The following is a 24,468-nucleotide window of genomic DNA, read 5'->3' on the forward strand; positions in this document are numbered from 1 at the left end:
GTTCAGAAGGAACCGCCGAGCCCTTTCCGGCCCCACTCCCACGCGGGATCTGCGATCCCCAAACTCCTCCCCGCAAGGGGGAGGAGAGTCAGCCCCTCACGCCACGTCCTCCACCCGGATCGGCAGGCTGCGGATCCGGCGGCCGGTGGCGTGGTGGATCGCGTTGGCGATGGCCGCGTTCACCCCGATGATCCCGAGCTCGCCCAGGCCCTTCAGGCCCAGCGCATCGACCTGATCGTCGGGATCGGGCACCAGCAGCGCCTCCACCTCCGGCGCGTCGGCCGCCGTGGGGACAAGGTACTCGGCGAGATCCGGGTTGCGGTAGGCGGCGCCGTCCACCACCGTCTCTTCGAGCAGCGCCGAGCCGAGGCCCCAGATCATCCCGCCCGTGAGCTGGCTCCGCGCGGCCAGCGGGTTGAGGATGCGCCCCGCCGCGAAGGCGCCGGTGAGCCGGGCGACGCGGATTTCCCCGGTCTCGGCGTGGACGTGGACCTCGGCGAACTGCGCGCCGAAGCCCCAGGAGACGGCCTTCCCGCCCCCACCGAGGGCGAGCCCGATATGGCCCTGCCGCAGGCCCGCGAGCGCCTTCTCCCGGTCGCCGCCCTCGGGCACGAACTCCGCGACCGTCTCGACGCCTTCCGGGCCGACGGCCTCGCCGAGTGCGATCCCGGCCCCGTCCGGCGCCGCGAGCCGGTCGCCCGCGAGGCGCAGGCTGCCCGGATCGCGGCCGGCGAGGCGCCCGCCCTGCCCGGTCGCGGCCTGCGCCAGGCTCTCGCGGATCTGGCGGCAGCCGAGCGCCAGGGCGCTCATCAGGCTGGTGGTCGTGCTCGACCCGCCCGAGATCCCCGCCGCCGGCAGGTCGGTGTCGCCGAGCCGGACGGTGACCCGCTCCACCGGCACGCCGAGACCGTCCGCCGCGCCCATCGCCAGCAGCGTGGTGATGCCGTTGCCGATCTCGTGGTGCGCGCAGGCGACCTCCGCGGCGCCGTCCGGGCCGAGCCGGACCCGCAGGGTCGCGGCCGCGATCTTGGTGGGCCGCACCGAAGTCGCGCAGCCGAGACCCACCCGCCAGGGCCCGTCGCGCATCGCGCCCGGGCGCGGCACCCGGCGCGACCAGCCGAAGGCCTTCGCGCCGGCGTCGAAGCAGGCCATCAGCGGCCGGGTCGAGAACGGTTTTCCGGAGACCGGATCGACCGCCGTGTCGTTGAGGCGGCGCAGCGCGATCGGGTCCATGCCGAGCGCGACCGCCATCTCGTCGACGGCGCTCTCCAGGGCGAACAGGAACGGCACCTCCGGGGGCGCCCGCATCGGCCCCGGCGTGTTGCGATCGACCCGCACGGCCCGCTCCTCGGTGCGGATGTTCGGGCAGGCGTAGAGGCTCGCCGTCACCTCCGCGCCCTCCATGACGAAGGGATCGAAGCGCGACGTCACGGTCTCGGCCTCGTGGACCAGGGCGGTGAACCGGCCCGTCCGGTCGGCGCCGAGTCGGATGCGGTGGCGCGATTCCGGCCGATAATTGGCGATGGTGAAGCACTGTCGCCGGCTGGGCACCAGCGAGACCGGCCGGCCGAGGCGCTTGGCCGCCAGGGCGACCAGGGCCGTGTGCTGCGACAGGGCGAATTTCGAGCCGAAATGGCCGCCGATCAGCCCCGCCACCACCCGCACCTGCGCGGGATCGAGCCCGAGCTGCGCCGCGAGCCCGTGCTGCACGGCGCCGACGTAGCGGGTCGGCTCTTGGACGGTGAGCCTTTCGCCGTCCCAGGCGGCCCGGGTGGTGAACAGCTCGATCGGGTTGTGGTGCTGGACTGGCGTCGCGTAGCGCGCTTCGACCCGGACGGTGGCCTCCCGCAGACCCGCCTCGGCGTCGCCCCGGGCGATGTCCGCGTGGTGGGGCTTCAGGTCGGCGAGGCGCACGGTCTCGGCCCCGGGGGCGTCGAAGCCGCCGGCGGCGGGCTCCTCCGCGTAGGCGACCTTCACCGCACCGGCCGCCGCTTCGGCGGCCGCCTGACTCTCGGCGACCACGAGGGCCACGATCTGACCGGCATAGGCGACGGCGTCGGAATCGAGCGGACGGTGCGAGCTGTTGGCGTACCCGCCGGCCATCAGGTGCTTCACCGGCGCCACCGCGCCCGCGAGGTCCCGGTGGGTGAAGATCCGGAGGAGTCCCGGCACCCGCTCGGCCGCCGCGAGGTCGAACCCGGTGATGCGGCCCCGGGCGATGGTGCTGGTCACCAGGGCCGCGTGGGCCGTGTCGCGGTCCGGGCCGGTGAGGTCGGAGCTGTAGAGGGCCCGGCCGGTGACCTTGTCGGCTCCCTCGACACGGGTGTGGGGGCGGCCGAGATGGCCGTCGGTGTCCTGCGCGCCGGCGTCCATGCCGCCCTCCTCGTTCGCGGCCCCTCGGGCCGCATCGCAAGGTGGAAGCGCCGTGAGGGCTTCACGGCTCCCCGGACGGTGGAGCGACAGGATGCAGCAACCGAACGGGCCCAGGCGTCATCGCGAGCGGAGCGAAGCGACCCAGGGCAGCGCGCCCTGGATAAGCGTGGCGCCGCCCGGATTGCTTCGCTCCGCTCGCAAGGGCGGAGCGGGCTGCGGCAGCCTTCACCGCCGCAGCCCAGAACCTCAGCTCAAGATCTCAGTTCAGGACCTTGCCGTCCGGTCCGACCTTGACCTCCTGCTCCTTGTCGGCGCCCGCGACCTTGATCTCGTACTGCACCGCGGAGCCGTCCTTCTCGACCTCGGCCTCGTAGGCCTTGCCGCCGCCGGCCTTCTGCTCGGCGATGGCGAGCGCGTCCTTCAGCGAGGTCTTGGCGTTCTGGAAGTCGGAAGCCTTCAGCCGGGTGAAGTAGCGCTCGATCGGCTGGTTCTCGGTCTTGTAGAGCGCGCCGGTATCGGCGTTGATGCCGTACTCGACGAGCTTGCCGCTCGGGTAGACGACCTTGATCGCGTAGTGGGCCGGATCCTTGCTGCCGGCCTTCTCGAAATCGGCGTCGATAGCGCGGCCGCCCTTCTCGTCGCCCTGCGATTCGGCGGTGGTGAGCGCCTGGGCGAGGCTGACCTTGGCGACCTTGGCGACCTGCCACTCCTTCATGTTGCTGTCGGCCTTGGAGGCCGGCTCGGCGGGCGTCGCGGTGGGCGACTGGGCCAGGGCGAGGCCGGTGGAGAGGGCCAGGAGGCCGGCTGCGGCGGTGAGACGGGTGATCATGGCGGTGTGTCCCTTCGCGGGTTCGTTCACGGATGCGTGAAACGTCGGGTCCGGAAAACCGGTTGCCCGCGATCGGGAAAAAATTCGGGTCCCGTCGCCCGGGCGGGGCCGGGTCGGCGCCTGGGGCCGCGTGGGGTCGACGGCCCGGCGAGACGGACGGCCGGCGCCCCTGTATGACACGCGGGCGATCCGGCGCGCCCCTCGGGGACGGCGGACGTCCCCCCGATGGAGCAGGCCATGACCGCGCACGAGCCCGAGCCGCTGGACGAGTTCACCCGCCTGCACGCCAAGCTGTCCGCCCTGGAGATCGTGCTCGGCGTCTTGATCGGGCGGCTCTCCGAGGAGAACCCGGAGATCCGCGAGGACGTGAAGCGCGACGTGGCGGCGATCCTGTCGGACCTGCCGATCGACGGCCCGAGCGAGGAGATGATCGCCGCCGAGGTCCGCCGCGCCGCCGAGGTGCTGACCAGCGTGTCGATCGGCTGAGCCGTCAGCGCGGCGGCATCCGCAGCGCCCCGTCGAGCCGGATCGTCTCGCCGTTCAGCATCGGGTTCTCGCAGATGTGGCGGACGAGGTCCGCGTATTCCGACGGGCGGCCGAGGCGCGGCGGAAACGGCACGCTCTGGCCGAGCGTGTCCTGCACGTCCTGGGGCAGGCCCGCCATCATCGGGGTCTCGAAGATGCCGGGCGCGATGGTGACCACCCGGATGCCGTGCCGGGCGAGCTCCCGGGCGATCGGCAGGGTCATGGACACCACCCCGCCCTTCGAGGCCGCGTAGGCGGCCTGCCCGATCTGGCCGTCGAAGGCCGCGATCGAGGCGGTGTTCACGATCACGCCCCGGGCGCCGGCCGCGTCCGGCGCCTCGCGGGCGATGGTGTCGGCGGCCAGCCGGATCATGTTGAACGTGCCCACGAGGTTGACCGAGACCGCCCGCGCGAAGGTCTCGAGCCGGTGCGGCCCGTCGCGGCCGACCACCTTCTCCCCCGGCGCGATGCCGGCGCAGTTCACCAGCCCGTGGAGGTGCCCGAACGCGTCCAGCGCCGTCCGGACCGCCGCCGCGCCGTCCGCCTCGCGGGTGACGTCCGTCTCGGCGAAGCGGGCCTGCGCCCCGAGGTCCGCCGCCACCCGGGCGCCGGCCTCCCGGGCGATGTCGGCCACGACCACCCGCGCCCCCGCCGCCGCGAGGCCCCGCGCCGCCGCCTCCCCGAGGCCCGAGCCCGCGCCCGTGACGATGAAGACCCGGTCCCTGATCATCGCGCTCGCCATCCTGGCTCCCCGCCGCTCCCGGGCAGCCTACGGCGCCCCGCGAGTCCCGAGGTAGCGCGGCGCCGCGGCCGCCGGAAGGTGTCCGGCCCGGCACATGCGCCCGATCGCGTCCGCGCCGCGATTGACGTGTGATTTTTTCCCACATATACGTGGTGAAGATGATCCGATGTACGGGATCATATCATCGCGTGTTTCTTCGAAGTTTATCCGGTGATCCATCGCGCGGCGGCAAGTCGTTCGGCCGCGCGTGACCTGTCGTTTCCTGTATCCGGGCCGCGGACCGGCCCGCCCCGTCATCCTCCGATCCCGGCCGTCCGGGAGCGGCCGCTCCCTCACGCCTGATCAGGACAGCCATGGGCGCCCACTGGATCGAGAATGCGGCCCGGCACTGGCGGCACGGGCGGATCGTCGGGCACCACTTCGCCGAGCGGCGTCCCGGCATTTGCGCGGCCCTCCGGGCGGCCGCGCCCGGCAGCGTGCTGCTCGTCGGCAATTCCCACGCGGAGCTCGTCGGCGCGCCGGATCTCGGCGGCCGGTCCTGCATCAACGTCGCGGTCGGCGGCAGCACCGCGGCCGATTGCGGCCGCCAGCTCGCGGCGCTGCGCGTCCCGGTCCGCTGCGCGGCCGCGGTGCTGATCATCGGCACCAACGACATCCAGCGCTGGCGCCATCCCGAGCGGGCCCGGGTGGTCGACCGGTTCGAGGCCGATGTCCGGGACATCCTGCGCCGCCTGGAGGCCTGGACCGCGCAGGTCTTCGTCGCCGCGATCCCGCCGATCGGTGCCGGGGCGACCGGGCGCGATCCCGCCGCCGTCGCGGTCTTCTCGGATCGCCTCGCGGCACTCTGCGCCGCGGGGGGCCGCACCTTCTTCGACCCGTTCGCGCCGTGGCGATCCGGCACCGGCGGCCTCGCCGGTCCGGGCCTCCACCGGGACGGCGTGCATCTGGCCGACTACGCGCCCCTGGCCGCGGCGCTCGCCAGCGCGGTGGTGCTCGATGCGCTCCCGCTCGCGCCCGTCCGGAGGCCCGTGCCGGCCGCGCCCCTGCGGATCCTGCGCGCCGCCTGGATCGGCCGGCCGTGAGGCTCCGCGCGCGCCTCGCCGCGGCCCTGCGGCCGCCCGCGCGCGCCGGCGTGCAGCACCTGCCCCGGCGGCTCTGGCCCAGCGAGGAGGCGGCCTGGCGCGACGAGAACGGCGTCCGCCACCCGCGGGCGGTGCGCCGTGCCCTCGCGGCGCTGGCCGCCCTCGAACCCCGCGGTCGCTACGGCGCCCGGATCGAGGGACGGGGCAAGGTCGTGACCGGCCCGGCCAGCGCGCTCGTCCTGCGCGACGCGGATGCGGAGATCGGGTTCGTCCTCGGCCTCACGCCCGACGGGTACGGCGCGGAGCCGTTCTGAGCGGGTCCGGATCAGGGCGGGGTCGTGCACAGCAGAGTCGGCGCGCAGGCCGTCCGGAAGCCTGCCCGCGCGTAGAGGGCCTCGGTCCTGCCGTCGGCCGGGCATTGCAGGAAGACCTGAACCGCCCCCCGCGCCCGCGCCTCGCGCAGGGCCGCGACCGTCACGGCGGTGCCGAGGCCGCGGCGCTGCCGGTCGGCCCGCGTGCTGACATTGTACAGGCCCGCCGTCTCGCCGCGCAGGTAGAGGCTGGCGCAGGCCGCCGGGCCGGCGGCGTCGCGCAGGACGAGGTGCAGGGTCACGAGGCCGTGCCGGCCCCGGGCCGCGCGCAGCGCCGGGATGTAGTAGCGGCGCAGATGCGTCCGCACGCCCGGCGCGTCGGACAGGTGGGCGAAGACCCTCTCGAAATCCGGCCCCGGCGCGGGCGTCGCCTGCACGGTGACGGCGCTGCCGGCCGGGGCCAGCGCCGGAAGCTCCCGCGCCACCATCCAGCGCGCCGGGTAGAGGATCGCGGGCTCGAACAGGGCGCGCAGCAGCGCGATCTCGCCGTCGTCCCGGGCCAGGAAGGCCGGCGCCCGGGCTCGCCCGAGGGCGGCCGCGCCCGCCCAGGCAAACTGGTCGGGACGGTGCACGCCGAAGGCGAAGTTCACGGTCGGGTCCGGGATGCTGCGCGACCAGACGTAGCCGGCGCCCCCGGGGCCGTGCTCGACGCCGTCGATCAGGGAGCCGGTGAGCGCCGCCACATGGGCGTCGCGAAGGGTCTCGAAGGTCGGTTCGGGCGCCTGCATGTCAGGCGGCCGTCCGAGCGGAGGCTCGCGCGGGGGACGGCGCCCGGGCCTCGGCGGTGTCCCTGGCTGCGTCCCCGGCCGTGTCCCCGGCCGTGCCCGGACCTGCCTCCGCAGCCGTGTCCGCGCCCGCTTCCTGGCCGTGCCTGTCCATCCGCTCGCTCCTGCGCCGCTCGGGCTTCGACGGAGTGACGGTTGAGGCGGGGCGCCGTTCATGCTGTCGCACCCGGCGCCGGCGGACGGCGCCCGCACGAAACCTCTGAACGCCGAACGGGTCCATCCGTCAGGGAGGTGCCGGCGACGCGGAGGTGCCGGCGACGCGCGGAGGACGGATGACGGACGCTTCGAGCCAGCGGATGCGCGACGCGGGGGCGCATCCCCCGAGGACGTGCGATGACGGGGCGCGGGAAACCGCGCGGGACGCCGCGCCGGTGCCCCTCACTCTGGAGGGGACTCGCGAAGTGCCGGTAATCCGCCTCGCCGAGCCGGTCGCGCCGGCGGCGGCCGCGGAGGCGATCCTGGCGCGCGCCGAGGCGCTGACCGCCCAGGACATGCAGGTCCTGCGCATCGTCGTCGCGGCCGATCCGGCGACGTCCGGACGGCTGCTCGACCTCGGCACGGCGCGGCCCCTCGGTGATGGCGACGGGGTCGAGATCCTGCCGGGGCTCCTCTGGCAATGCGCCGCCCGCTGGCTCCCGCGGGCCCGGCCGCCCTTCCCCGAGCTGTTCACCGCCACGGCCGGCCGCCGCCACCCGCTGCGGCCCCGGACGCCGCCCGGCACGGTCTACGCGCGGGCGATCCCGTGGCTCGACCGGCGTCTGAGCTTCCGCACGATGACGGAGCCCGGCGACGTCGCCCTGTTCTCGACCTGGATGAACGACCCCCGGATCGCCGCGATCTGGCAGGAGACCGGTACCCTGGAGGCGCACGCCGCCTATATCGCCGGGCTCCAGGCCGACCCCGCGACCCTGCCGCTGTTCGGCTGCCTCGACGGCAGGCCGTTCGGCTATTTCGAGCTGTACTGGGCGCGGGAGAGCCGCCTCGGGCCGCTCTACGAGGCCGGCCCCTACGACCGCGGCTGGCACGTCGCGATCGGCGACGCGTCCGTGCGCGGGCGGCCCGCGCTCTCGGCCTGGCTGCCGTCGCTGATGCACTACCTGTTCCTCGACGAGCCGCGCACGCAGCGCGTCGTCGGCGAGCCGCGGGCCGATCACGCCCAGCAGATCCGGAACCTCCACGGCTCCGGCTTCGCGACGATCGCGACCGTCGACTTCCCCCACAAGCGCGCGGCCCTGGTCGCGCTGTCGCGCGAGCACTTCGTGCGCGACCGGCTCTGGGTGCCGGGGGCGGTCGCCGCCGACGCCGCGCCGCGGCCTCCCGCGGTGCCCGCCTAGACCGCCTTCCGCGAACAGGGGTGAGCGTCCGGTGACACCCCCGCCCCCGCCCACGGGCCCGTCGCCGGCGGGCTGATGATCGCCTGCGCCGGGCCGCGGCCGAGGTCCTAGTTGACGGGCGCGGTCCGGCGCCGCTGCCGGCCTGGGGCCTCGGCGCGCGCCGGGCAGGCGGCGCAGCGCCGGTCGAGGGCCGCGAGGCAGTGCAGGTGGCCGCGGCGCACGAGGCCGCACACCAGCGCGCGCGAGACCCCGAGCCGGGCCGCGATCTCGATCTGCGGAACGCCCTCGACCCGGTGGAGCTGGAAGACCGTGCGCACCGGCTCCGGCAGCTCGGCCACCGCGGCCTCCACCTGCCGCAGGGATTCCCGCGACGCCGCGGCCGCCTCGGGGGTCCCGGTGCCGGGATCGGCCGGGTCCGGCGCGGCGTCGAGGCCGGTGAACAGGCGCCGCTCGAGGCCCTGCCGCCGCGCCCGGTCCAGGGCGAGGTTGCGCACCATCCGCCCGACATAGGCGGCCTGGATCGCGGTCTCGGCCGGGGGCGGATCGGCGATCAGCCGGAGCAGCACGTCCTGGACGACGTCCTCCGCCTGGGCCGGGCAGCCGAGGATGCGGCGCGCCCGCGCCAGATAGGCGGCGCGATGGCGCTCGAACGCCGCGAGGTTCCATGATCCGCTGGGCGGAGGGCGGCCGGGCCGGCCCGGCAGGACCGCGGCGATCCCGTGGCCGGAGGGACCGGCGTCGCAGTTCCAGGTCGCCACTGTTCCGCTCACAAGCTCCCATCGGCACGGCGCGTGCGGGTGGGACGCGTAACACGCGGCTGTTCTGTGTAACAACGTCTATCTTCGTGGATTGGAATTATTAAAACTCGAAATATCGACATCGGTTCGAGAGAATAGATGAAAGATCTGGACGTTCGCCCCGGCGCGGGGCGAGAAATCGTTCCGGATTCTGCATTCCACGGTGCCACGCCCGGGATCGGGCCGGCGGCCACGCCGGATTTCCGGTCGCGCCAGGGTCCGTCGGCGCGTGTATGCTGGCGCTTCCTCGATTCGGCGCGTGGTGCGCGCGGCCGAACCCTTCCCCGCAGGAACGCGGCAGGAGAGCCAGCGCCGCGATGCCGTCCGTCGATACGCTCGTCCCGGTGGGTGCCTTCGCGCTGCTGGTCCTGGCGTTCGCCGTGAAGCACCTCGCGGCGGACTTCTTCTTTCAGACCAACTGGATGGCGCAGGGCAAGCAGCGGTCGTCCGCCTGGCTCGCGCCCCTCTGCGCCCATACCGGCCTGCACGGCCTCGGCACGCTGGCGATCGCGCTGGCGGTGAAGCCGGCCCTGTGGTGGCTGGCGCTCGTCGATTTCGCGATCCACACGGGGATCGATCGCGGCAAGGTGCTGGTCGGTCGGCGGACGAGCCTGCCGGCCACGGACGCCCGGTTCTGGTGGCTGATCGGCATCGACCAGTTCCTGCACCAGGTCACCCATCTGGGGCTCGCCGTGGTGCTGGCGGCGGCCTGACCCTTGACCGGGAGAGCCGGCGCCGCCGGGCGCCTCACTGCATCTCGGCCTCGAGCAGCCGGTTCGTGTCGGAGACCTTGCCGGCCAGTTCCAGGATCAGGAAGCGCTGGAAGGCGAGCGCGAGGTCCGGGCGCTCCCGCTCCATCCGCGCGAGGGCGGCGCGGTCGATGACGACCACCCGGCAGGGGCTCTCGGCGACGGCGGTGGCGGTGCGCCGCCCGCCCTGGACCAGCGCGATCTCGCCGATCACCGTGCCGGCCGTGGTGGTGCGCAGGCGCAGGTTGCCGCGGCCGGGGACCTCCATCTCGATGGAGACGAGGCCCTGCTCCAGGAAGTAGAGGGCATCGGCCGCCTCCCCCTGGCGCATCAGCGCCGCGCCCGCCGCGAGCTCGCGGACCGTCAGGTAGGGCGCGAAGTCGTCCGGGCCGAACGTGCTGCCGAGCCGGTCGGCCATGTGCCGGGCGAAGACGGCGACTTCCCCCGGGCCGGCGCCGCCGGCCTCCGCCAGGAGCGTCGCCTCGGCGGCGCGTAGGGCCTCGTCCAGCGTGTCGAGGATCCGGACACGCGGGTCGGCGGTGAGGCCGCTGCGGGTGATCAGCAGGCGCGCGATCGGATCCACGTGGACCAGCAGCACCTCGAAGCGCCGCTGCTCGGCGAGCTGGCCGACCTTGCGGAACGCGATCAGCGCCGAGCTGTCGAGTCCCACGGTCTCGCGGAAATCCAGGATCAGCACGCGCAGATCCCCGGCCTCCGCGGCGGCCCGGCGGAAGATCGCCTGCGCGTTGAGGAAGAACAGGTAGCCCTGCAGGGTGTAGATCCGGGTCCGGTCGCCGGCCGCCTCGAGCCGCGCGGCGGCGTCGGGGCCGCGGATCACGCTGCTGCGCCGGTCCGCCCCGGAGAGCGACCGGCGGATCGCGCCGATCTGCCCGTACTGGACCCCGAAGATCAGGATCGCCAGCAGGACGCCGACGAGGAAGCCCGTGGTGGCCCCGAAATACGCGGTGGCGGTGCATACGACCAGCGCGATGGCGATCTCCCAGCGCGGGAGGGTCCGGCTGGCGACGCCGAGGTTGAACAGGAGCCCGATGCCGATGGCGATCAGGGCGCCGCCGGCCAGCGGGCGGGGCAGCAGCGCCAGGGGGCTCGCGCCGACGATGAGGAGCGCCGCCATGACCGCGAGGGTCAGCCACCAGCCGAGCCAGTGGCCGCCGCCGATGTTGTGCAGCAGCAGCGTCGAGGTCCGGCCGAAGCCCATCGCGGAGCTGCCGAACACGCTGCCGACCAAGTTGGTGGCGCCCGAGGCGACGAACATCCGGTCGATGTCGAGGTCGCGCCGGATCTCCAGCTCGACGCTCACCACGTAGAGGATCTGGATGATCACCGCCACGACGACCAGGGTGGCGATCTTGGGCCAGATCGGCAGGAGCAGGTGCGGATCGAAGTCCGTCAGGCTGCCGATGGCGGGCGGCCGCAGCAGCGTGCCCGTCGGCAGCGGCTCGATCAGCCATCCCGATGCCTGCCCGGCCGCGACGCTGGTGCCCGTCCAGGCCAGCCCGAGATGGACCACCGCGAGGCTCGACAGGATCACCGTCGGGTAGGTCCCCCAGTGCCGGACGATCCTGGGGAGGTAGAAGGCGCAGAACCCGATCACGAGGGTCAGGGCGATGCGCGCGAGCGCCCCGGCATCGATCCGGCCCGGATCGAGGTTCGCCGGATCGACGGCGTGGAGCAGGGCCGCGAGCGGGTCGTCGACATGGCCGCCGATCTGCACGCCGCTGCGCAGGAACAGCAGGCCGACGCCGCCGAGGAAGCCGGCGAGCACCGGGTAGGGCAGGAGCTGCACCAGCAGGGAGGCCCGCAGGGTGCCGAGCAGCGCGAAGATCACGCCGGTGGCGAAGGTCGAGACGCCGCAGGCGACGAGCACGAGCTGGCCGACCGTCTCCGGATCGGTGACGCCCGCGGCCTCGAGCTGCCCGGCGACCGCCGCGGCGATCGCCGCCTGCACGATCGCGGCCGCGCCGATGAAGGACAGCGAGATCCGCGCGGTGCGGCGCAGCGCGATGAAGACGAGGCTGCCCAGCACGTAGGCCGCGAGCAGCGCCGACAGGCCGGCCGCGCGGCTCTCCACCAGCGGCCCCGAGAAGATGAGCTGGGAGTAGCTGATGAGGTCTAGGAGCAGCACCATCACGGTGACGGCCGCCGCCGCCCCGATGCGGGCCCCGCGCAGGATCGCCGCGCGGCCGCCGGCCGGGGATGCGGTCCCGGCGGACGTCAGGTCGGTTGTCGTCATCGGCACGGTACCCGCGTCTCGAAATCCCGATGGGCGCGGAGATCGCAGATCCCGGTGCAGATCCCGTGCGATCACGCGCACGGATCGTCGCCGAATCGCAGGACCTGACCTTGGCCACGCCAGTTCTCAACCGATGGCAGGCGCCGGCTTAAATTATCGTGCAGGCCGCTTCCGCGCGACAGCATTGTGCGATCGCCGCGGTGGATCGCGCGGCGGATCAGCCGATCCGCCGCGCCGTCGGGGGCTCCCGGGTCGCGGCCGCCGCGACGGGCGTTCGGCCCTCAGCGCGCCTCGCTGACGCGCTTGGTCGCCCGCTGCTCCTTCTTGTAGGCGGTGATCGCCGCCGAGCAGTTCGGGGAGAGCTTCTTGAGGTTGGCCTTGAAGCAGGCCTCGACCTCCGGGCCGCCCGGCGCGTAGGCGCTGCAGAAATCCATGTAGTCGCCGGTGCAGTACTGCTTGAGGGCTTCCCGGGCCGGGGATTGCTCCGCGAAGGCCGCGGCGTGGCCGAGGCACAGACCGATGGCCAGGAGGGCCGTCTTGGTCGAAGTCATCGAAATCCTACGCTCGTCCAGGCCGCGCGAGCGGGTCGCGCGGCGATGGGCGGTGCGGATGGGCGCCAAGGATGGCATGACCATGACGCCCGGGCCGCCCGAACGCAGATCAGCCATGCCCCGTGCCGGCGGGGCCGCCGGTCAGTGCGCGCTGACGCGGCGGGTCGGCACGAGGTCGTTGGCGATGATCTCGCCGAACGGGCCGTCGTTGCGGGCATTGCCGGCCGGCCGCCCGGTCGTGGCGCGCAGCGGCAGCTTCGGGAAGACCAGCTCGGCGAACCGGTAGGCCTCCTCCAGGTGCGGGTAGCCCGAGAGGATGAAGCGGTCGATCCCGAGATCGATGTACTCCTTCATCCGGTCGGCGACCTGGTCGGCCGAGCCGACCAGGGCCGTCCCGGCGCCGCCGCGGACGAGGCCGACGCCGGCCCAGAGGTTCGGCGCCACCACGAGCTTGTCGCGGCTGCCGCCGTGGAGCGCCATCATGCGGCTCTGGCCGACGGAATCCTGCCGCTTCAGGGTCTCCTGCGCCTTGGCGATGGTGGCGTCGTCGAGCTTCGAGATCAGCTGCTCGGCGGCCTCCCAGGCCGCGGCTTCGGTCTCGCGGGCGATGACGTGCAGGCGGATGCCGTACGAGAAGGTCTTACCCTTCGCCTCGGCGGCCTCCCGGGCGGCGGCGATCTTCTCGGCGACCTGGGCCGGGGGCTCGCCCCAGGTCAGGTAGACGTCGCAATGCTCGGCCGCGACCGCCATGCCGGCCGCCGACGAGCCGCCGAAATAGAGCGGCGGGTAGGGCTTCTGCACCGGCGGGAAGATCAGCCGGCCGTTCTCGGTGCGCAGGTGATCGCCCCGGAAGGTCACGGTCTCGCCCGCGAGCAGGCCGCGCCAGATCGTCAGGAACTCGTCGGTGACGGCGTAGCGTTCGTCGTGGGACAGGAACACGCCGTCGCCGGCGAGTTCCACCGGGTCGCCGCCGGTGACGACGTTGATCAGGAGGCGCCCGTCCGAGATCCGGTCGAGGGTCGCGGTCATGCGGGCCGCCGCGGAGGGCTCCATCAGGCCCGGCCGCACCGCCACGAGGAAGCGCAGCTGCTTGGTCAGCGGCGCCAGCGCCGAGGCGACGATCCAGGAATCCTCGCAGGAGCGTCCGGTGGGCAGCAGCACGCCGTAATAGCCGAGCTCGTCCGCCCCCTGCGCGATCTGCCGGAGATAGCTGAGCGAGACGTCCCGGGCCCCCTCCCGCGCGCCGAGATAGCGGCCGTCGCCGTGGGTCGGCAGGAACCAGAGGACGTCGGCGCGCCCGTCATTGGCTGCTGTCATCGGAATCTCCTGTGCGGCCCGGTGGCCGGATGCGGAAAAGCCGGACCCGACTGCGCGGATCCGGTGATCGTCGAGAGCTAGGGCGGGCCGCCGCTTCCGGGAAAGGGCGGCCCCGCGTTCAGGTGGTCGGCTGCGATCCGAGCAGGTGATCGAGGATGCGGCCCTCGAGGCGGGCGAGGTTCGGATCCCCGCGCCGGCGCGGCCGGGGCACGTCGACCCGCACGTCGAGGGCGATCCGGCCGGCCTCGACCACGAGGATGCGGTCGGCCAGCGCCACGGCCTCGGTGACGTCGTGCGTGACGAGGAGCGCGGTGAATCCCTGCGCCCGCCAGATCCGCTCGATCAGGTCCTGCATGCCGATCCGGGTCAGGGCGTCGAGGGCGCCCAGCGGCTCGTCGAGGGCGAGCAGGCCCGGCCGGCTCACCAGCGCCCGGGCCAGGGCCACGCGCTGGCGCTGGCCGCCCGATAGGGTGGCGGGCCACTGCCCGGCCTTGTCGGCGAGGCCGACCTCGGCGAGCGCCGCGAGCGCCCGCTCCCGGCGCTCGGCCCGGGAGCCGTGCCCCGACAGGCCGACCGCCACGTTGTCGACGACCCGCGCCCAGGGCAGCAGCCGCGGCTCCTGGAACATGATCCGCTTCGGCGGCTCGGACCGGCGCGGGGAGCGTTCCGGCCCCTCCAGGTCGATCCGCCCGCCCGTGGGCGTGTCGAGCCCGAGGATGAGGCGCAGCAGGGTGCTCTTGCCGCAGCCGGAGCGGCCGACCACCGCGGTGAACCCGCCGGCCGGCAGGAACAGGTTCAGGCCCTCGATGACGGCGGTGCCGTCGAAGCTCTTGTCCAGGTCGCGGACGGTGACGGCGATCCCGCGGGCCGGCGGCGAGGGGGGCGAATCCGCGGGCAGATCCGCGGGCAGATCCGCTTGCCTGTGCCCCGGGGCGGGGCCGGGCGCCGGGCGCGGATCCGTGCCCGGGTCGGGAAGCGCCTCGCGGCGGACGGCGTCGAGCAGCATCAGGCGCTCCTGTAGGCGGGATTCCAGGCGAGGCAGGCGCGCTCGAGCTGGCGGGTCAGGGCGTCGGCGAACTTGCCGAGGGCGGCGTAGATCAAGATCGCCAGCACGACGACGTCGACCAGCATGAACTCCCGGGCCTGCATGGCCATGTAGCCGAGCCCCGACGAGGCCGAGATCGTCTCGGCGACGATCAGCGTCAGCCACATGATGCCCAGCGCGTAGCGCAGGCCCACGAAGATCGACGGCAGGGCGCCCGGCAGCACCACGCGGGTGAACAGCTCGGTGCGGGACATGCCGTAAACCCGGCCCATCTCCACGAGGCCCGGATCCACCGAGCGGATGCCGTGCAGGGTGTTGGCGTAGATCGGGAAGAACACGCCGAGCGCCACGAGGAACAGCTTGGCCTCCTCGCCGATGCCGAACCACAGGATCACCAGCGGGATCAGCGACAGGTGGGGCACGTTGCGCACCATCTGCACCGAGGTGTCGGTGAGCCGCTCCGACAGGCGCGACAGGCCGTTGGCGAGGCCGAGCCCGAAGCCGATGCCGCCGCCGATCACGAAGCCCGCCAGCGCCCGCAGGGTACTGACGCCGAGATTGGTCCAGAGCTCCCCGGTCCGCCCGGCCTCCCAGCCGGCCCGGACCACGTCGAGGGGCGCCGGCATGAAGCGGTTGGAGACGAGGCCGGCCGAGACCGCGGCCTGCCAGCCGAGCAGGATGGCGGCCGGCAGCAGCCAGGGCACGGCGGAGTCGCGCAGGCGAACGAGCTTCGAGGGGCGCATCAGCGGTTCTCCGTCCGCTTCTCGGACTTGAGGGCGTCCGCGGGCCGGGGGGGCGTCCAGACCGCGTCGGCGACCCGGACGGGCTTCGGCAGGAGCCCGAGGCGGTGGAAGCTGTCGGCGACCTTCTGCTGGTCGGCGATCGCGGCCGCGTCGAGGGGCGCGACGCCGTAGGACAGGCGGCCGAGCGCCACGGCGAGGACCGGCGCGGGGATGCCCACCGAGGGCGCCAGTTCCGCCGCCACGGCGTCGGCATGTCCCTCGGCCCAGGCGTCGATCTCCCCGATCGCCTGCAGCACGGCCGAGACGATCGCGGGACTGGTGTCGGTGAAGCCGCGCCGGGACAGGTAGAACTGGCGGTTGGGGGCGAGCGCGTGCCCGTCGACCCCGCGCCCGTCGACCAGGACCCGGGCGCCCGTGGCGCGCTCGGCGGCGGCCTGGAACGGGTCCCAGATCACCCAGGCATCGACGGAGCCGCGCACGAAGGCGGCGTTGGCGTCGGCCGGCGCCAGATAGGCGAGCGTCACCGCGTCGTAGGGGACGCCCGCCTGCTCCAGGGCGCGCACCAGCAGGTAGTGGACGTTCGATCCCTTGTTGAGGGCGACGGTCTTGCCGCGCAGGTCGGCGACGCTGCGGATCGGGCTGTCCTTGGGCACGAGGATCGCCTCGCCCCGCGGCGCCGGCGGCTCGGCGGCGACGTAGCGCAGCTCCGGGCTCGCCGCCTGGGCGAAGATCGGCGGTGCCTCGCCGGCCGAGCCGAGATCGATCGCCCCGGCATTCAGCGCCTCCAGGAGCGGCGGGCCGGACGGGAACTCGGACCACGCCACCGCGGTGCCGAGGGGCTGGAGGGCCTTCTCCAGGGTGCCGCGGGCCTTCAGCAGCACGAGGGACCCGTATTTCTGGTAGCCGATGCGGATGGTGCCGGCCGCGCGGGCCGGCCGCAGCAGCGCGGCCGCCGCGAGGCAGAGGCCGGCGGACAGGAGGAGGCGGCGGTTCGGGGCCGGGGCGCCGGCGGATGACAGGGACAGCGCGCGGGGCGATCGGTCGGTCATGGCTCTCTGCGGTCGTCTCAGCCGTTGCGGGCGGGGGGCGTCCAGACCGCGTCGGCGATGCGGATCGGCTTGGGGATCAGCTTCAGGGCGTGGAAGCGGTCGGCGACCCGCTGCTGCTCGGCGGCGACGCGGTCGGTCATCGGTCCGATCACGTAGTCGGTCCGGTCCACCGCCCGCCGCGTCGCGGCCAGCGGCACGCCGGTGCCCTGCGACAGGAGTTCCGCCACCGCGCCGCGATTCTGCGTGCACCAGGCCGCCACCTCGCCCAGGGCGTCGATCGCCGCGGTGAGGACCGGGGCCCGGCTCTCCGCGAAGGGCCGGCTCGCCAGGAAGAAGTTGTTCTGCGGGGTCACGTCGGTGGCGCGCACCAGCACGCGCACGCCCTCCCCCTGCTCGGCGATGGCGAAGTACGGGTCCCAGATCGTCCAGGCGTCGATGCTGCCCCGGGCGAAGGCGGCCGCGGCGTCCGCGGGCGCCAGCGTCACCGGCTCGATGTCGGCGTAGCTCAGGCCGGCCTTCTCCAGCGCCGCGATGGTCAGGTTGTGGGAGCTCGACGCCTTGGCGAAGGCGACGCGCTTGCCCTTGAGTTCGGCGAGGCTGCGGATCTCTGAGCCCTTCGGCAGCAGGATCCCGGCGCCGGAGCCGCCGGCCTCCTGGGCGGCCGCGTAGACGAGGTTGGAGCGCGCGGCCTGGGCGAAGATCGGCGGGGCGTCGCCGGTCTGGCCGAGATCGATCCCGTCCAGTGACAGGGCCTCCAGTAGCGGCGGCCCGAAGGAGAACTCGACCCAGCGCACTGCGTATCCGAGGGGCTCCAGGCGCTTCTCGATGATCTTCTGCTGCTTGGCGACGACCAGGATGCCGTTCTTCTGGTAGCCGATCCGCAGCACGCCGGGCTCGCCCGCCCGGGCGCCCGAGACGAGGGCCGGCGCGAGGGCCGGTGCTAGGGGCAGGGCCGCGAGGGCGGCCAGCAGGGCGCGACGGTCGAGCATCGGCCGGCTCACTCGGCGGCGGCGAGGGTGAGCGGCGCCGCGGCCGCCCGGTGCACGAGCAGCGCGGCGAGCTGCCCGCCGGCCTCGCGGGCGCGGGCGCGCACCCCGGCCTCCGTCAGCGCGCCGTCGCTGAAATCGGGATCGGAGGCGTAGACCGCGGTCGGGATCTGGAGCGCCCCGAAGAAGCCGAAGAGCGGCCGGAACGCGTGCTCGACCACGAGGGCGTGGCGCGCGCCGCCGCCCGTGGCCACGATCGCCACGGGCTTTCCGGCGAGCGCCCCCGGATCGACCAGGTCGAACAGGTGCTTGAACAGGCCGGTATAGGCGCCCTTGTAGACCGGCGAGCCGACGACCAGCCCGTCCGCCTCCTCGATGGCCGCGAGCACGCCGCGTGCGGCCGGCGAGAGCTGGTCCCGGGTCCAGGCGGCGCCGAGGCCGGTCCCGGCATCGACGAAGTCGAGGATCTCCGCGTCGAGGGAAGCCTGGGCGCTGGCCTCGCGGAGCACGGCATCTACCAGCGTGCGGGTCTTCGAGGGCCGCTGCACGTTGGCGCTCAGCCCGACGAGTCTCGGTCGTGTCATTCCGGATGCCTTGCTGCGAGACAGGATGACGGACCGCCCCGATCCCGAAGAACGGAGGTTGCGCGGCCGGACATCCGAACAGGCCGCTAGAATTGATGGCTGCGACTTCCGCCGTCAATGAAACGGCGTTCCCAATTGACCGGTGAAGGAAAAACGTTCTCCCCGAAATCGGGCGACAAATATGGAATTTCATCTCGACCGCCGCGCAGAACGGGCGCGAGATCTTGCGTGCCGGCGGTTCATTCGCGCCAGAGGCGGGGTTTTATTCTCTCGGAGCGCCCGGCGGGAGAAGCGTGTTCTCGGTACGCGGGCGGACCTGGAACCGAATCGCCAAGCCCGGGATCCGGGGCGGAGGGGTAATCCGGCGCGGCCGGAACGCTGCCCGCGGTGACACCTTCGCGGTCGTCAGCGTCGTCATCGCCGCCGTCCTCGACGACGCGCCCGGGCGGCTCCGGATCGGAAGGCGGTGCCTACTTGCGGACGAGGAGGTGCTGCACGGTGCCGTCGTCGCCGTACTTGGTCCACATCTGCGCGCAGGCCTCCTCGGGACGCTCGCGGAGCTGCGCCAGCTCCGCGTCGAGGTCATGCTGCAGGGCGACCGAGCGCTTCTTCGTGAAGAAGTCCGCGTGATTCAGATGGTTCTCGCGCGAGAACTGACGGAAGCGCTCCGTGTCGATCCGGACGGCCGGACAGTGTCTCGCGGCCAGATCGGCCTCGATCCCCGGGCGGAGCGCCGGAATGTCCTTCTGCAAGGACGAGCGACGGGCTTCGGCCCAGGTACCGAACACGGCCCAGGCCAGTGCGGCCGCCACGAGAGGAGCAAATCTATTCATCGCAAGATATATCGCTGTGCTGCGACATCCCAAATCTCGCACCTGCGATAAGTTCGATCAGGGCCGCAGAACGCAAGACACTTCTGTGTGAAAGCGCACACCCCGCGACCGGCGCGGCGCCGGGTTCGGAACCCGGACGGCCTCAGTAGGCCGGGACGACGCGCGTCTCGGGCAGCGGCGCCCGCATGGTGAAGTGCAGCCCGGCCGGCTGGAAATCGAAGGCGATCTCCGCCTGGCACTGGACCTTCAGGACGCGCTGCAGCAGCGTCGAGCCGAAGCCCTTCCGCGTCGGCGCCGCCGTGGCCGGGCCGCCCCGCTCGGTCCAGTCGAGGTGGAGCATGCGGGCGGCCGGCGTCTGCTCGATATCCCACCGGATCGCGATCCGGCCCTCCGGGACCGACAGGGCGCCGTGCTTGGCCGCGTTGGTCGTCAGCTCGTGGATGGCCATGCCGGTCGGGACCGCGAGGTCGCCCATCAGGTCGATCGCGGGGCCGTCCAGCTGGATGCGGGCGCCCTCGACGTCGTTGTAGGGCCCGAGCTCGTTCATCAGCATCTCGCGCAGGGGCGCCTGCTGCCAGTAATCCTCGGTCAGGAGATTGTGGGTCTTGGCCAGCGAGATCACCCGCGCCGAGAACGACGCATAGAACGCGTCGACGCTGGTTGCGGACCGGGCCGAGGCCCCGAGCAGCGCCTGCACAGTGGCCAGCGTGTTCTTCACCCGGTGATGCAGCTCGCGGATCAAGAGCGCCTGCCGCTCGGTCGTGCGCTCGCGCTCCTCGAGATGGGCGCGCGCCTCGAGCTGCCGGCGCTTGGCGCGGTGGGCGGAGCGGGCCGCCATGATCAGCGTCGCCGGGTGGAACGGGCGTTCCAGCACGCTGACATTGCCGAGCATGTCGGTCAGCTGCGCGTTGGGCTCGGCGCCCCGCAGCCGCAGGAGGATGAACGGGAGATCGGACCAGGGCGGCTGCGCGGCGATCCAGTCCGCCAGGGCCTGGCGGTTCGAGGACAGCAGCGCCTCCTCGGTGAGGACCGCGCAGGCGGCCGCGTCGAGCCGGGAGACCACGTCCGCGAGGCTGGCGCACACCTGTGCCGCGATCCGCGCCTCGCCGAGGATCGCTGCGGCGACGGCGGCGTCGCGGCCACCCGGCGCGAAGATGAGAACCGGCAGTTCAGCCTCGGTCATCAGCCGCGCGGGTTGGCAGGAGCGACGACCGCTCACCCTCGAATGTCGGAACGCCGGTCATGATACCTCGGAACGCGCTGAGCGGTTCGCCAACGCGGATCCCGCCGGAGTCGATCCGCAATTCGCGGATCGTGTCCTCGTGGCTGCCAGTCCGCTTCTTCACGACCGAGATCGCGCGCCGCAGCCGCCCGTCGGCCTCGAAGGTGCGGAACAGCAGGATCGTGTCGCTGAGGTAGGTGAGGTCGACAGTCGCGCCCATCGCCCCGATCATGCCGTGCTGGGCCAGGACGAGGAGCGAGAGCACGCCCTGCTGGTTCAGGTAGGTCAGCATCTCGTGCATCTGCAGGAGCAGGTAATTCTCCTCCGGCATGGCGTTGTGATAGCCGGTCAGGGAGTCGATCACGACCGTCGTCACGCCCCGGTGCTCGACCGCGTTCTGGACGATGTCGGCGAGTTCGCCGGGCGAGACCTCGGCCGGGTCGATCTGCTCGACGATGAGCGATCCGGCGGCGATCGCGTCGTCGACCGGCATGGCGAGACCGCGGGCCCGGCGACTGAGGACGCCGGTGGTCTCGTCGAAGCTGAGGATCAGCGCGCGCTCGCCGCGGGCGATCGCCGCGGTGACGCAGGTGAGCGCCACCGTCGACTTGCCGACGCCGGACGGTCCGATCAGCATCGTGCTGGTGCCCCGGTCGAGGCCGCCGCCGAGCAGCTGGTCCAGTTCGGGGCTGCCCGTGCCGCACTGGTCGTCGGGGAAGGTGCCGAGATGCTCGGCCGCGACGAGGCGCGGGAACACCGTGAGCCCGCCGCGCCGGATGACGTAGTCGTGGAAACCGCCCCGGAACGGCGTGCCGCGCATCTTGATCACGCGCAGGCGCCGCCGCTCGCCGCCGTACAGGGGCGCGAGCTGCTCCAGCCGGATCACGGCGTGGCTGAGGCTGTGCAGGTTCAGGTCGTCCGTCTCGGCGGTGAGATCGTCGAGGAGCAGCGCCGTGGTGTTCTGGATGAGCAGGAAGCTGCGCAGGGCGTGGACCTGCCTGCGGTAGCGCAGCGATCCCTGTGAGAGCAGCCGGATCTCCGAGAGGCTGTCGAACACCACGCGCTGCGGCTTGAGCCGCTCGATCTCGGCGATCGCCATCCGGACGGTCTCGCCGAGCTCGAGGTCGGACGAGTGGACGAGGCTCTGCTGCTGCCCGGGGTCGAGGCTGAGTTCCGGCGCGACGAGCTCGCAGATCTCGATGCCGTCGAGGGACCAGCCGTGGCGCTCCGCGACGTTCAGGAGCTCGCGCCGGCTCTCCGAGAGCGTGATGTACAGGCAGCGCTCGCCCCGGCGCACGCCGTCGAGGAGGAACTGCATCGCCAGCGTCGTCTTGCCGGATCCGGGCCGCCCCTCGATGAGGTGCGAGCGCTGGGACGCGTAGCCGCCGGCCAGGATGTGGTCGAGGCCGGTCACCCCGGTGGAGACCGGTGCCGCGTCGTGATCGGTCACTGCCATGTCGAGGTCTCTGCCGTCGTCCCACGGGCGGGCGGCCCGTCGACCGCGCGACGGGCCGCGGAGCCCGGTCTCGTACACGAAGCCGCGCGCAGCGCGAAACGCCGCCGCGCGGCCGGCACCGCGCGCCTGCCCGACGGGCGCGCGGCGCGGACGTCGGCCTCGGCGAGACGATCCGGGACCCGGCGAGCGCGGGCTCTGCGGCCGCGGGACGGTCCCTCCCCCGGTCAGGTCGGAAGGCCCGGCGCCCGCCGGGAGCGGGCGCCGGGGCGGTCAGGGCGTCACTGGCTGCCCGGGCCCTTCGCGAGTCCGGCCAGGGTGAACAGGTCCACCGACAGCTTCGCGCCGATCACGAAGGCGTCCGGGATCGGCTTCGGGCGGAACGGGAAGCGGGTCTGGTCCGGGTCGATCACGTATTGCAGGTTCGGCATCAGCCGCACGGCCGGGGTGAGCTGGATGCCGTAACTCAGCTCGAGGATGGTCTGCAGGGACTCGACGGTCCGGGTGCCGAGCCCCAGCGACGCGCGCGCCGCCCGGATGTTGGCCGTGCCCACGGGGGAGAGCTTCTCCATGGCGAAGACGAAGCCGAGGGTGTCGTAGGGCCGGCCCGGGAAGGTGCCGGTCAGCACGGCGCCGCCCTCCAGGAAGTAATCCTGGGTCTGCCGTCCGCCGGTCCCGCCGATCGCGACGCCGAACACCGACAGGCCCTGGACGCCGTTCGGATCCGGCCGCCAGACCATCTGGTCGAAGCGGGCGTAGACCGCCGACCGGCCGAACCGGGTCAGCGGATCGAGGCCGCTGAAGACCTGGGCGGCGCCCCGCCGGTCGAGCACGGGATCCGTGTAGTCCGACCGGTCGAACACGGCGCCGATGCTGTAGTTGCGCGGCAGCGGGTCGTTGCCGAAATTGGTCGAGTAGCCGACCTCCACCGGCACCAGGTATCCGGTGGCGCCGCTGGTCGACCAGTCGACGCCGTTCCGGGTCGGCAGCTGGTCGCGCGGGTTCACCTCGTAGATGCCGGCGTGCAGGAACACCCTGTCGGTGACCCAGGCCTTGGCATGGCCGCCCCAGGTCGCGATCGGCCAGTAGGTGAAGTTCGTCAGCTTGAAGATGGACTTGGGCGCGCCGCAGGTCGCGTTGTTCTGGAAGTTGCAGTAGAGTGGCGAGGCCAGGAAGTTGGGGTTGGCGAGCAGGCGGCCGACCTCGATGTCGAGGCGGTTGTCGAACAGCTTCTGCTCGTAGGACAGCAGCGTCAGGTGGGCGGTCTGGCCGCCGCCGTAGATCTCCTGCACGCTGCCGTTGAAGCCGATGTCATCCTGCGCCAAGCTCCGGCCGTGGCGCTGGGTAACGATCGTGTGGACCGAGCCGCCGTCGATGCCGGCGAGGCGGCCGAGATCGGCGTCGAGGCCGAACGCGATCTGGCCCGCATAGGCCGATCCCTGCCGGATGCCGCCGGACGGGTTGGCGGCGAACTCGCCCGTGTAGTTCAGGACCATACTGATCCCGTTGCCGAGATCGAGGGTGCCCGGCGGCAGGCTGGGCGGCGTCGCGCTGCTGCCCTGCACGTCGAGGCTGGCGGCGGCGCTGCTGGCGCCCGAGAAGCTCCGCGCCTCCCGGATGACCCGCCGCCGGGCGCGGTTCGCCCGGTACCGGGCCTTCTGCGCCGGGCTCGCCTTCGGTCTCGGATTCACCGGGGCCGGTCCCCCGTCCGGTGCCGTCGCCTCGACCTGCGCGACCGCCGGGCCCGCGCCCGCCGTGATCGACGCGGCGCAGAACGCCAGTGCGGCCCATCGCCAATGCTTTGCCCGATGCTTGCCCCGATGCTTTCCCCGATGCTTTCCCATGTGTGACTCCCCCTTAACCGCGCGGCCTTGCCTGGCTCTGTCGCGTTCGTGTCCCGCAGGGGGGCCTCCCGGTCAGTCCGTGAAGGCCTCCACCGCGCGGCGCTCGCCGCGCATGAAGGCGTCGGCGGCGTGGATCAGCGGATTCAGGTCGACGTCGCTGGTGCCGGAGCGGACCAGGGCGGCGAAGCGGTCGTAGAGGCCGCGGTACTCCGCCTCGGACGGGAGCGGCTGGTCGCGGCCGGCGATCGACAGGGCGGCCCCGCCCCGCGACAGGACCAGGGGGCCGTCGTCGGTCTCGACGCGGATGTCCCAGGTCTGCGGCCCGGTCTGGCGCCAGTCGAACCGGGCGCGGATCGGGGTGCCGGCGGCGTCCGCGAAGTGCAGGTCGGCGGCGATCGGCGCCTGCCGGTTCTCCGGCACCGACAGGGTCGCGCCGGTGAGGAAGAACGGCGGCAGGATGTGGGTGGCGATCGACAGGGCGTTGATCCCCGGATCGAACACGCCCATCCCGCCCGCGTCCCAGATCCAGTCCTGGCCGGGGTGCCAGTGCCGGACATCCTCCAGCCAGGCGATCGCCACCGACCGGATCCTGCGGCCCGACAGCCACCGGCGGGCGGGCTCCACCCCCGGCGCGCAGCGGGAGTGCCAGCTCGCGAACAGGCTCACGCCCCGGTCCCGCGCGGCCGCGACCAGGAACCCGACCTCGGCCAGCGTCGCGCCCGGGGGCTTCTCGAGGAAGACGTGGCGTCCGGCCGCGATCGCCGCCAGGGCCGCCGCGCACCGCGCCTGCGGCGGCTGGCATAGGGCGACGGCGTCGAGGTCGCCGTGCGCCGCCAGCATCGCCTCCAGGCTGCCGTAGCTCGGCACCCCGTCGAGGCCGCCGTGCCGGCTCGCCACCGCCACGAGCGCGTAGTCCGGCGAGGCGGCGATGGCCGGCAGGTGCTGGTCGCGGGCGATCTTGCCGACGCCCACGAGGCCGATGCGGATCGGGGCCGCCATG

At 73.2% G+C, this 24,468-nt stretch carries 23 protein-coding genes; 5 read left to right on the forward strand and 18 right to left on the reverse strand.

Going from position 1 to position 24,468, the window contains the following annotated elements; all coding sequences use genetic code 11:
• Nucleotides 1-96: 96 nt before the first annotated feature.
• Both ASG32_RS14325 and ASG32_RS14330 read right to left on the reverse strand, forming a co-directional pair.
• Complete coding sequence (locus ASG32_RS14325; RefSeq protein WP_056527191.1) at nucleotides 97-2,373, reverse strand: xanthine dehydrogenase family protein molybdopterin-binding subunit; 2,277 nt, start codon at nucleotides 2,371-2,373, stop codon at nucleotides 97-99.
• Nucleotides 2,374-2,632: 259 nt separating this feature from the next.
• On the reverse strand, nucleotides 2,633-3,202 hold the full coding sequence (locus tag ASG32_RS14330) for a PepSY domain-containing protein (RefSeq protein ID WP_056527194.1): 570 nt from the start codon (nucleotides 3,200-3,202) through the stop codon (nucleotides 2,633-2,635).
• Between the two features lie 237 nt (nucleotides 3,203-3,439).
• Here ASG32_RS14330 and ASG32_RS14335 point away from each other — a divergent pair, with 237 nt between their 5' ends.
• Nucleotides 3,440-3,688: a hypothetical protein gene (locus ASG32_RS14335; RefSeq protein ID WP_026605197.1), complete on the forward strand. Its 249-nt coding sequence runs from the start codon at nucleotides 3,440-3,442 to the stop codon at nucleotides 3,686-3,688.
• A 4-nt stretch (nucleotides 3,689-3,692) separates the two neighbouring features.
• Here the strand turns inward: ASG32_RS14335 and ASG32_RS14340 are convergent, their stop codons facing one another.
• Entirely contained in the window at nucleotides 3,693-4,469 is a 777-nt protein-coding gene (locus tag ASG32_RS14340; protein ID WP_056527198.1) for a 3-hydroxyacyl-CoA dehydrogenase, read from the reverse strand.
• A gap of 353 nt (nucleotides 4,470-4,822) precedes the next feature.
• Here ASG32_RS14340 and ASG32_RS14345 point away from each other — a divergent pair, with 353 nt between their 5' ends.
• Both ASG32_RS14345 and ASG32_RS14350 read left to right on the forward strand, forming a co-directional pair.
• On the forward strand, nucleotides 4,823-5,551 hold the full coding sequence (locus ASG32_RS14345; protein ID WP_056527200.1) for an SGNH/GDSL hydrolase family protein: 729 nt from the start codon (nucleotides 4,823-4,825) through the stop codon (nucleotides 5,549-5,551).
• A complete protein-coding gene (locus tag ASG32_RS14350; protein WP_056527203.1) occupies nucleotides 5,548-5,865 on the forward strand; it encodes a hypothetical protein in 318 nt (105 codons plus the stop codon). The genes ASG32_RS14345 and ASG32_RS14350 overlap by 4 nt, the downstream gene beginning before the upstream one ends.
• 11 nt (nucleotides 5,866-5,876) lie before the next feature.
• On the opposite strand, the gene ASG32_RS14355 is transcribed toward ASG32_RS14350, so the two are convergent.
• Nucleotides 5,877-6,650: a GNAT family N-acetyltransferase gene (locus tag ASG32_RS14355; protein WP_056527207.1), complete on the reverse strand. Its 774-nt coding sequence runs from the start codon at nucleotides 6,648-6,650 to the stop codon at nucleotides 5,877-5,879.
• 329 nt (nucleotides 6,651-6,979) lie between these two features.
• Between ASG32_RS14355 and ASG32_RS14360 the strand changes: the two genes are divergently transcribed.
• Nucleotides 6,980-8,041: a GNAT family N-acetyltransferase gene (locus tag ASG32_RS14360; protein WP_244491944.1), complete on the forward strand. Its 1,062-nt coding sequence runs from the start codon at nucleotides 6,980-6,982 to the stop codon at nucleotides 8,039-8,041.
• 107 nt (nucleotides 8,042-8,148) lie between these two features.
• Here the strand turns inward: ASG32_RS14360 and ASG32_RS14365 are convergent, their stop codons facing one another.
• The gene (locus ASG32_RS14365; RefSeq protein ID WP_244491946.1) at nucleotides 8,149-8,811 is read right to left on the reverse strand and encodes a sigma-70 family RNA polymerase sigma factor; all 663 of its coding nucleotides are present in this window, start codon (nucleotides 8,809-8,811) and stop codon (nucleotides 8,149-8,151) included.
• Between the two features lie 344 nt (nucleotides 8,812-9,155).
• Between ASG32_RS14365 and ASG32_RS14370 the strand changes: the two genes are divergently transcribed.
• Nucleotides 9,156-9,551 carry a DUF3307 domain-containing protein gene (locus tag ASG32_RS14370; RefSeq protein ID WP_056527213.1) on the forward strand — a complete coding sequence of 132 codons (396 nt, stop codon included), beginning with the start codon at nucleotides 9,156-9,158 and terminating at the stop codon, nucleotides 9,549-9,551.
• A gap of 34 nt (nucleotides 9,552-9,585) precedes the next feature.
• On the opposite strand, the gene ASG32_RS14375 is transcribed toward ASG32_RS14370, so the two are convergent.
• From ASG32_RS14375 to ASG32_RS14435, 13 genes are all read right to left on the reverse strand, one after another.
• Complete coding sequence (locus ASG32_RS14375) at nucleotides 9,586-11,841, reverse strand: cyclic nucleotide-binding domain-containing protein (RefSeq protein ID WP_056527216.1); 2,256 nt, start codon at nucleotides 11,839-11,841, stop codon at nucleotides 9,586-9,588.
• Nucleotides 11,842-12,122: 281 nt separating this feature from the next.
• On the reverse strand, nucleotides 12,123-12,392 hold the full coding sequence (locus tag ASG32_RS14380; protein WP_056527219.1) for a hypothetical protein: 270 nt from the start codon (nucleotides 12,390-12,392) through the stop codon (nucleotides 12,123-12,125).
• A 141-nt stretch (nucleotides 12,393-12,533) separates the two neighbouring features.
• Entirely contained in the window at nucleotides 12,534-13,709 is a 1,176-nt protein-coding gene (ssuD, locus tag ASG32_RS14385; protein ID WP_020094784.1) for an FMNH2-dependent alkanesulfonate monooxygenase, read from the reverse strand.
• A 118-nt stretch (nucleotides 13,710-13,827) separates the two neighbouring features.
• A complete protein-coding gene (locus ASG32_RS14390; protein ID WP_199866120.1) occupies nucleotides 13,828-14,715 on the reverse strand; it encodes an ATP-binding cassette domain-containing protein in 888 nt (295 codons plus the stop codon).
• Nucleotides 14,715-15,497 (reverse strand): aliphatic sulfonate ABC transporter permease SsuC, encoded by a 783-nt coding sequence (gene ssuC / locus ASG32_RS14395; protein WP_056527222.1) that lies wholly within the window; start codon nucleotides 15,495-15,497, stop codon nucleotides 14,715-14,717. The genes ASG32_RS14390 and ssuC overlap by 1 nt, the downstream gene beginning before the upstream one ends.
• Nucleotides 15,497-16,546: a sulfonate ABC transporter substrate-binding protein gene (locus ASG32_RS14400; RefSeq protein ID WP_082557875.1), complete on the reverse strand. Its 1,050-nt coding sequence runs from the start codon at nucleotides 16,544-16,546 to the stop codon at nucleotides 15,497-15,499. Before ASG32_RS14400 ends, ssuC begins: the two co-directional genes overlap by 1 nt.
• A gap of 17 nt (nucleotides 16,547-16,563) precedes the next feature.
• The gene (locus ASG32_RS14405; RefSeq protein ID WP_056527225.1) at nucleotides 16,564-17,535 is read right to left on the reverse strand and encodes an aliphatic sulfonate ABC transporter substrate-binding protein; all 972 of its coding nucleotides are present in this window, start codon (nucleotides 17,533-17,535) and stop codon (nucleotides 16,564-16,566) included.
• An 8-nt stretch (nucleotides 17,536-17,543) separates the two neighbouring features.
• Nucleotides 17,544-18,116, reverse strand: coding sequence for an FMN reductase (gene msuE, locus ASG32_RS14410; RefSeq protein ID WP_056527229.1), 573 nt, complete (start codon nucleotides 18,114-18,116; stop codon nucleotides 17,544-17,546).
• A gap of 470 nt (nucleotides 18,117-18,586) precedes the next feature.
• On the reverse strand, nucleotides 18,587-18,949 hold the full coding sequence (locus ASG32_RS14415; protein WP_056527232.1) for a hypothetical protein: 363 nt from the start codon (nucleotides 18,947-18,949) through the stop codon (nucleotides 18,587-18,589).
• Nucleotides 18,950-19,091: 142 nt separating this feature from the next.
• Entirely contained in the window at nucleotides 19,092-20,132 is a 1,041-nt protein-coding gene (locus ASG32_RS14420; protein WP_056527236.1) for a sensor histidine kinase, read from the reverse strand.
• On the reverse strand, nucleotides 20,119-21,627 hold the full coding sequence (locus ASG32_RS14425) for an ATPase domain-containing protein (RefSeq protein WP_056527239.1): 1,509 nt from the start codon (nucleotides 21,625-21,627) through the stop codon (nucleotides 20,119-20,121). The genes ASG32_RS14420 and ASG32_RS14425 overlap by 14 nt, the downstream gene beginning before the upstream one ends.
• A gap of 278 nt (nucleotides 21,628-21,905) precedes the next feature.
• A complete protein-coding gene (locus ASG32_RS14430) occupies nucleotides 21,906-23,468 on the reverse strand; it encodes a carbohydrate porin (protein WP_082557876.1) in 1,563 nt (520 codons plus the stop codon).
• A 72-nt stretch (nucleotides 23,469-23,540) separates the two neighbouring features.
• Nucleotides 23,541-24,467 carry a Gfo/Idh/MocA family oxidoreductase gene (locus tag ASG32_RS14435; protein WP_056527243.1) on the reverse strand — a complete coding sequence of 309 codons (927 nt, stop codon included), beginning with the start codon at nucleotides 24,465-24,467 and terminating at the stop codon, nucleotides 23,541-23,543.
• Between the last annotated feature and the right edge of the window lies 1 nt (nucleotide 24,468).

Origin of the sequence: Methylobacterium sp. Leaf361, from assembly GCF_001424445.1 — a bacterium.
In the GTDB taxonomy this organism is placed as follows: Bacteria; Pseudomonadota; Alphaproteobacteria; order Rhizobiales; family Beijerinckiaceae; genus Methylobacterium.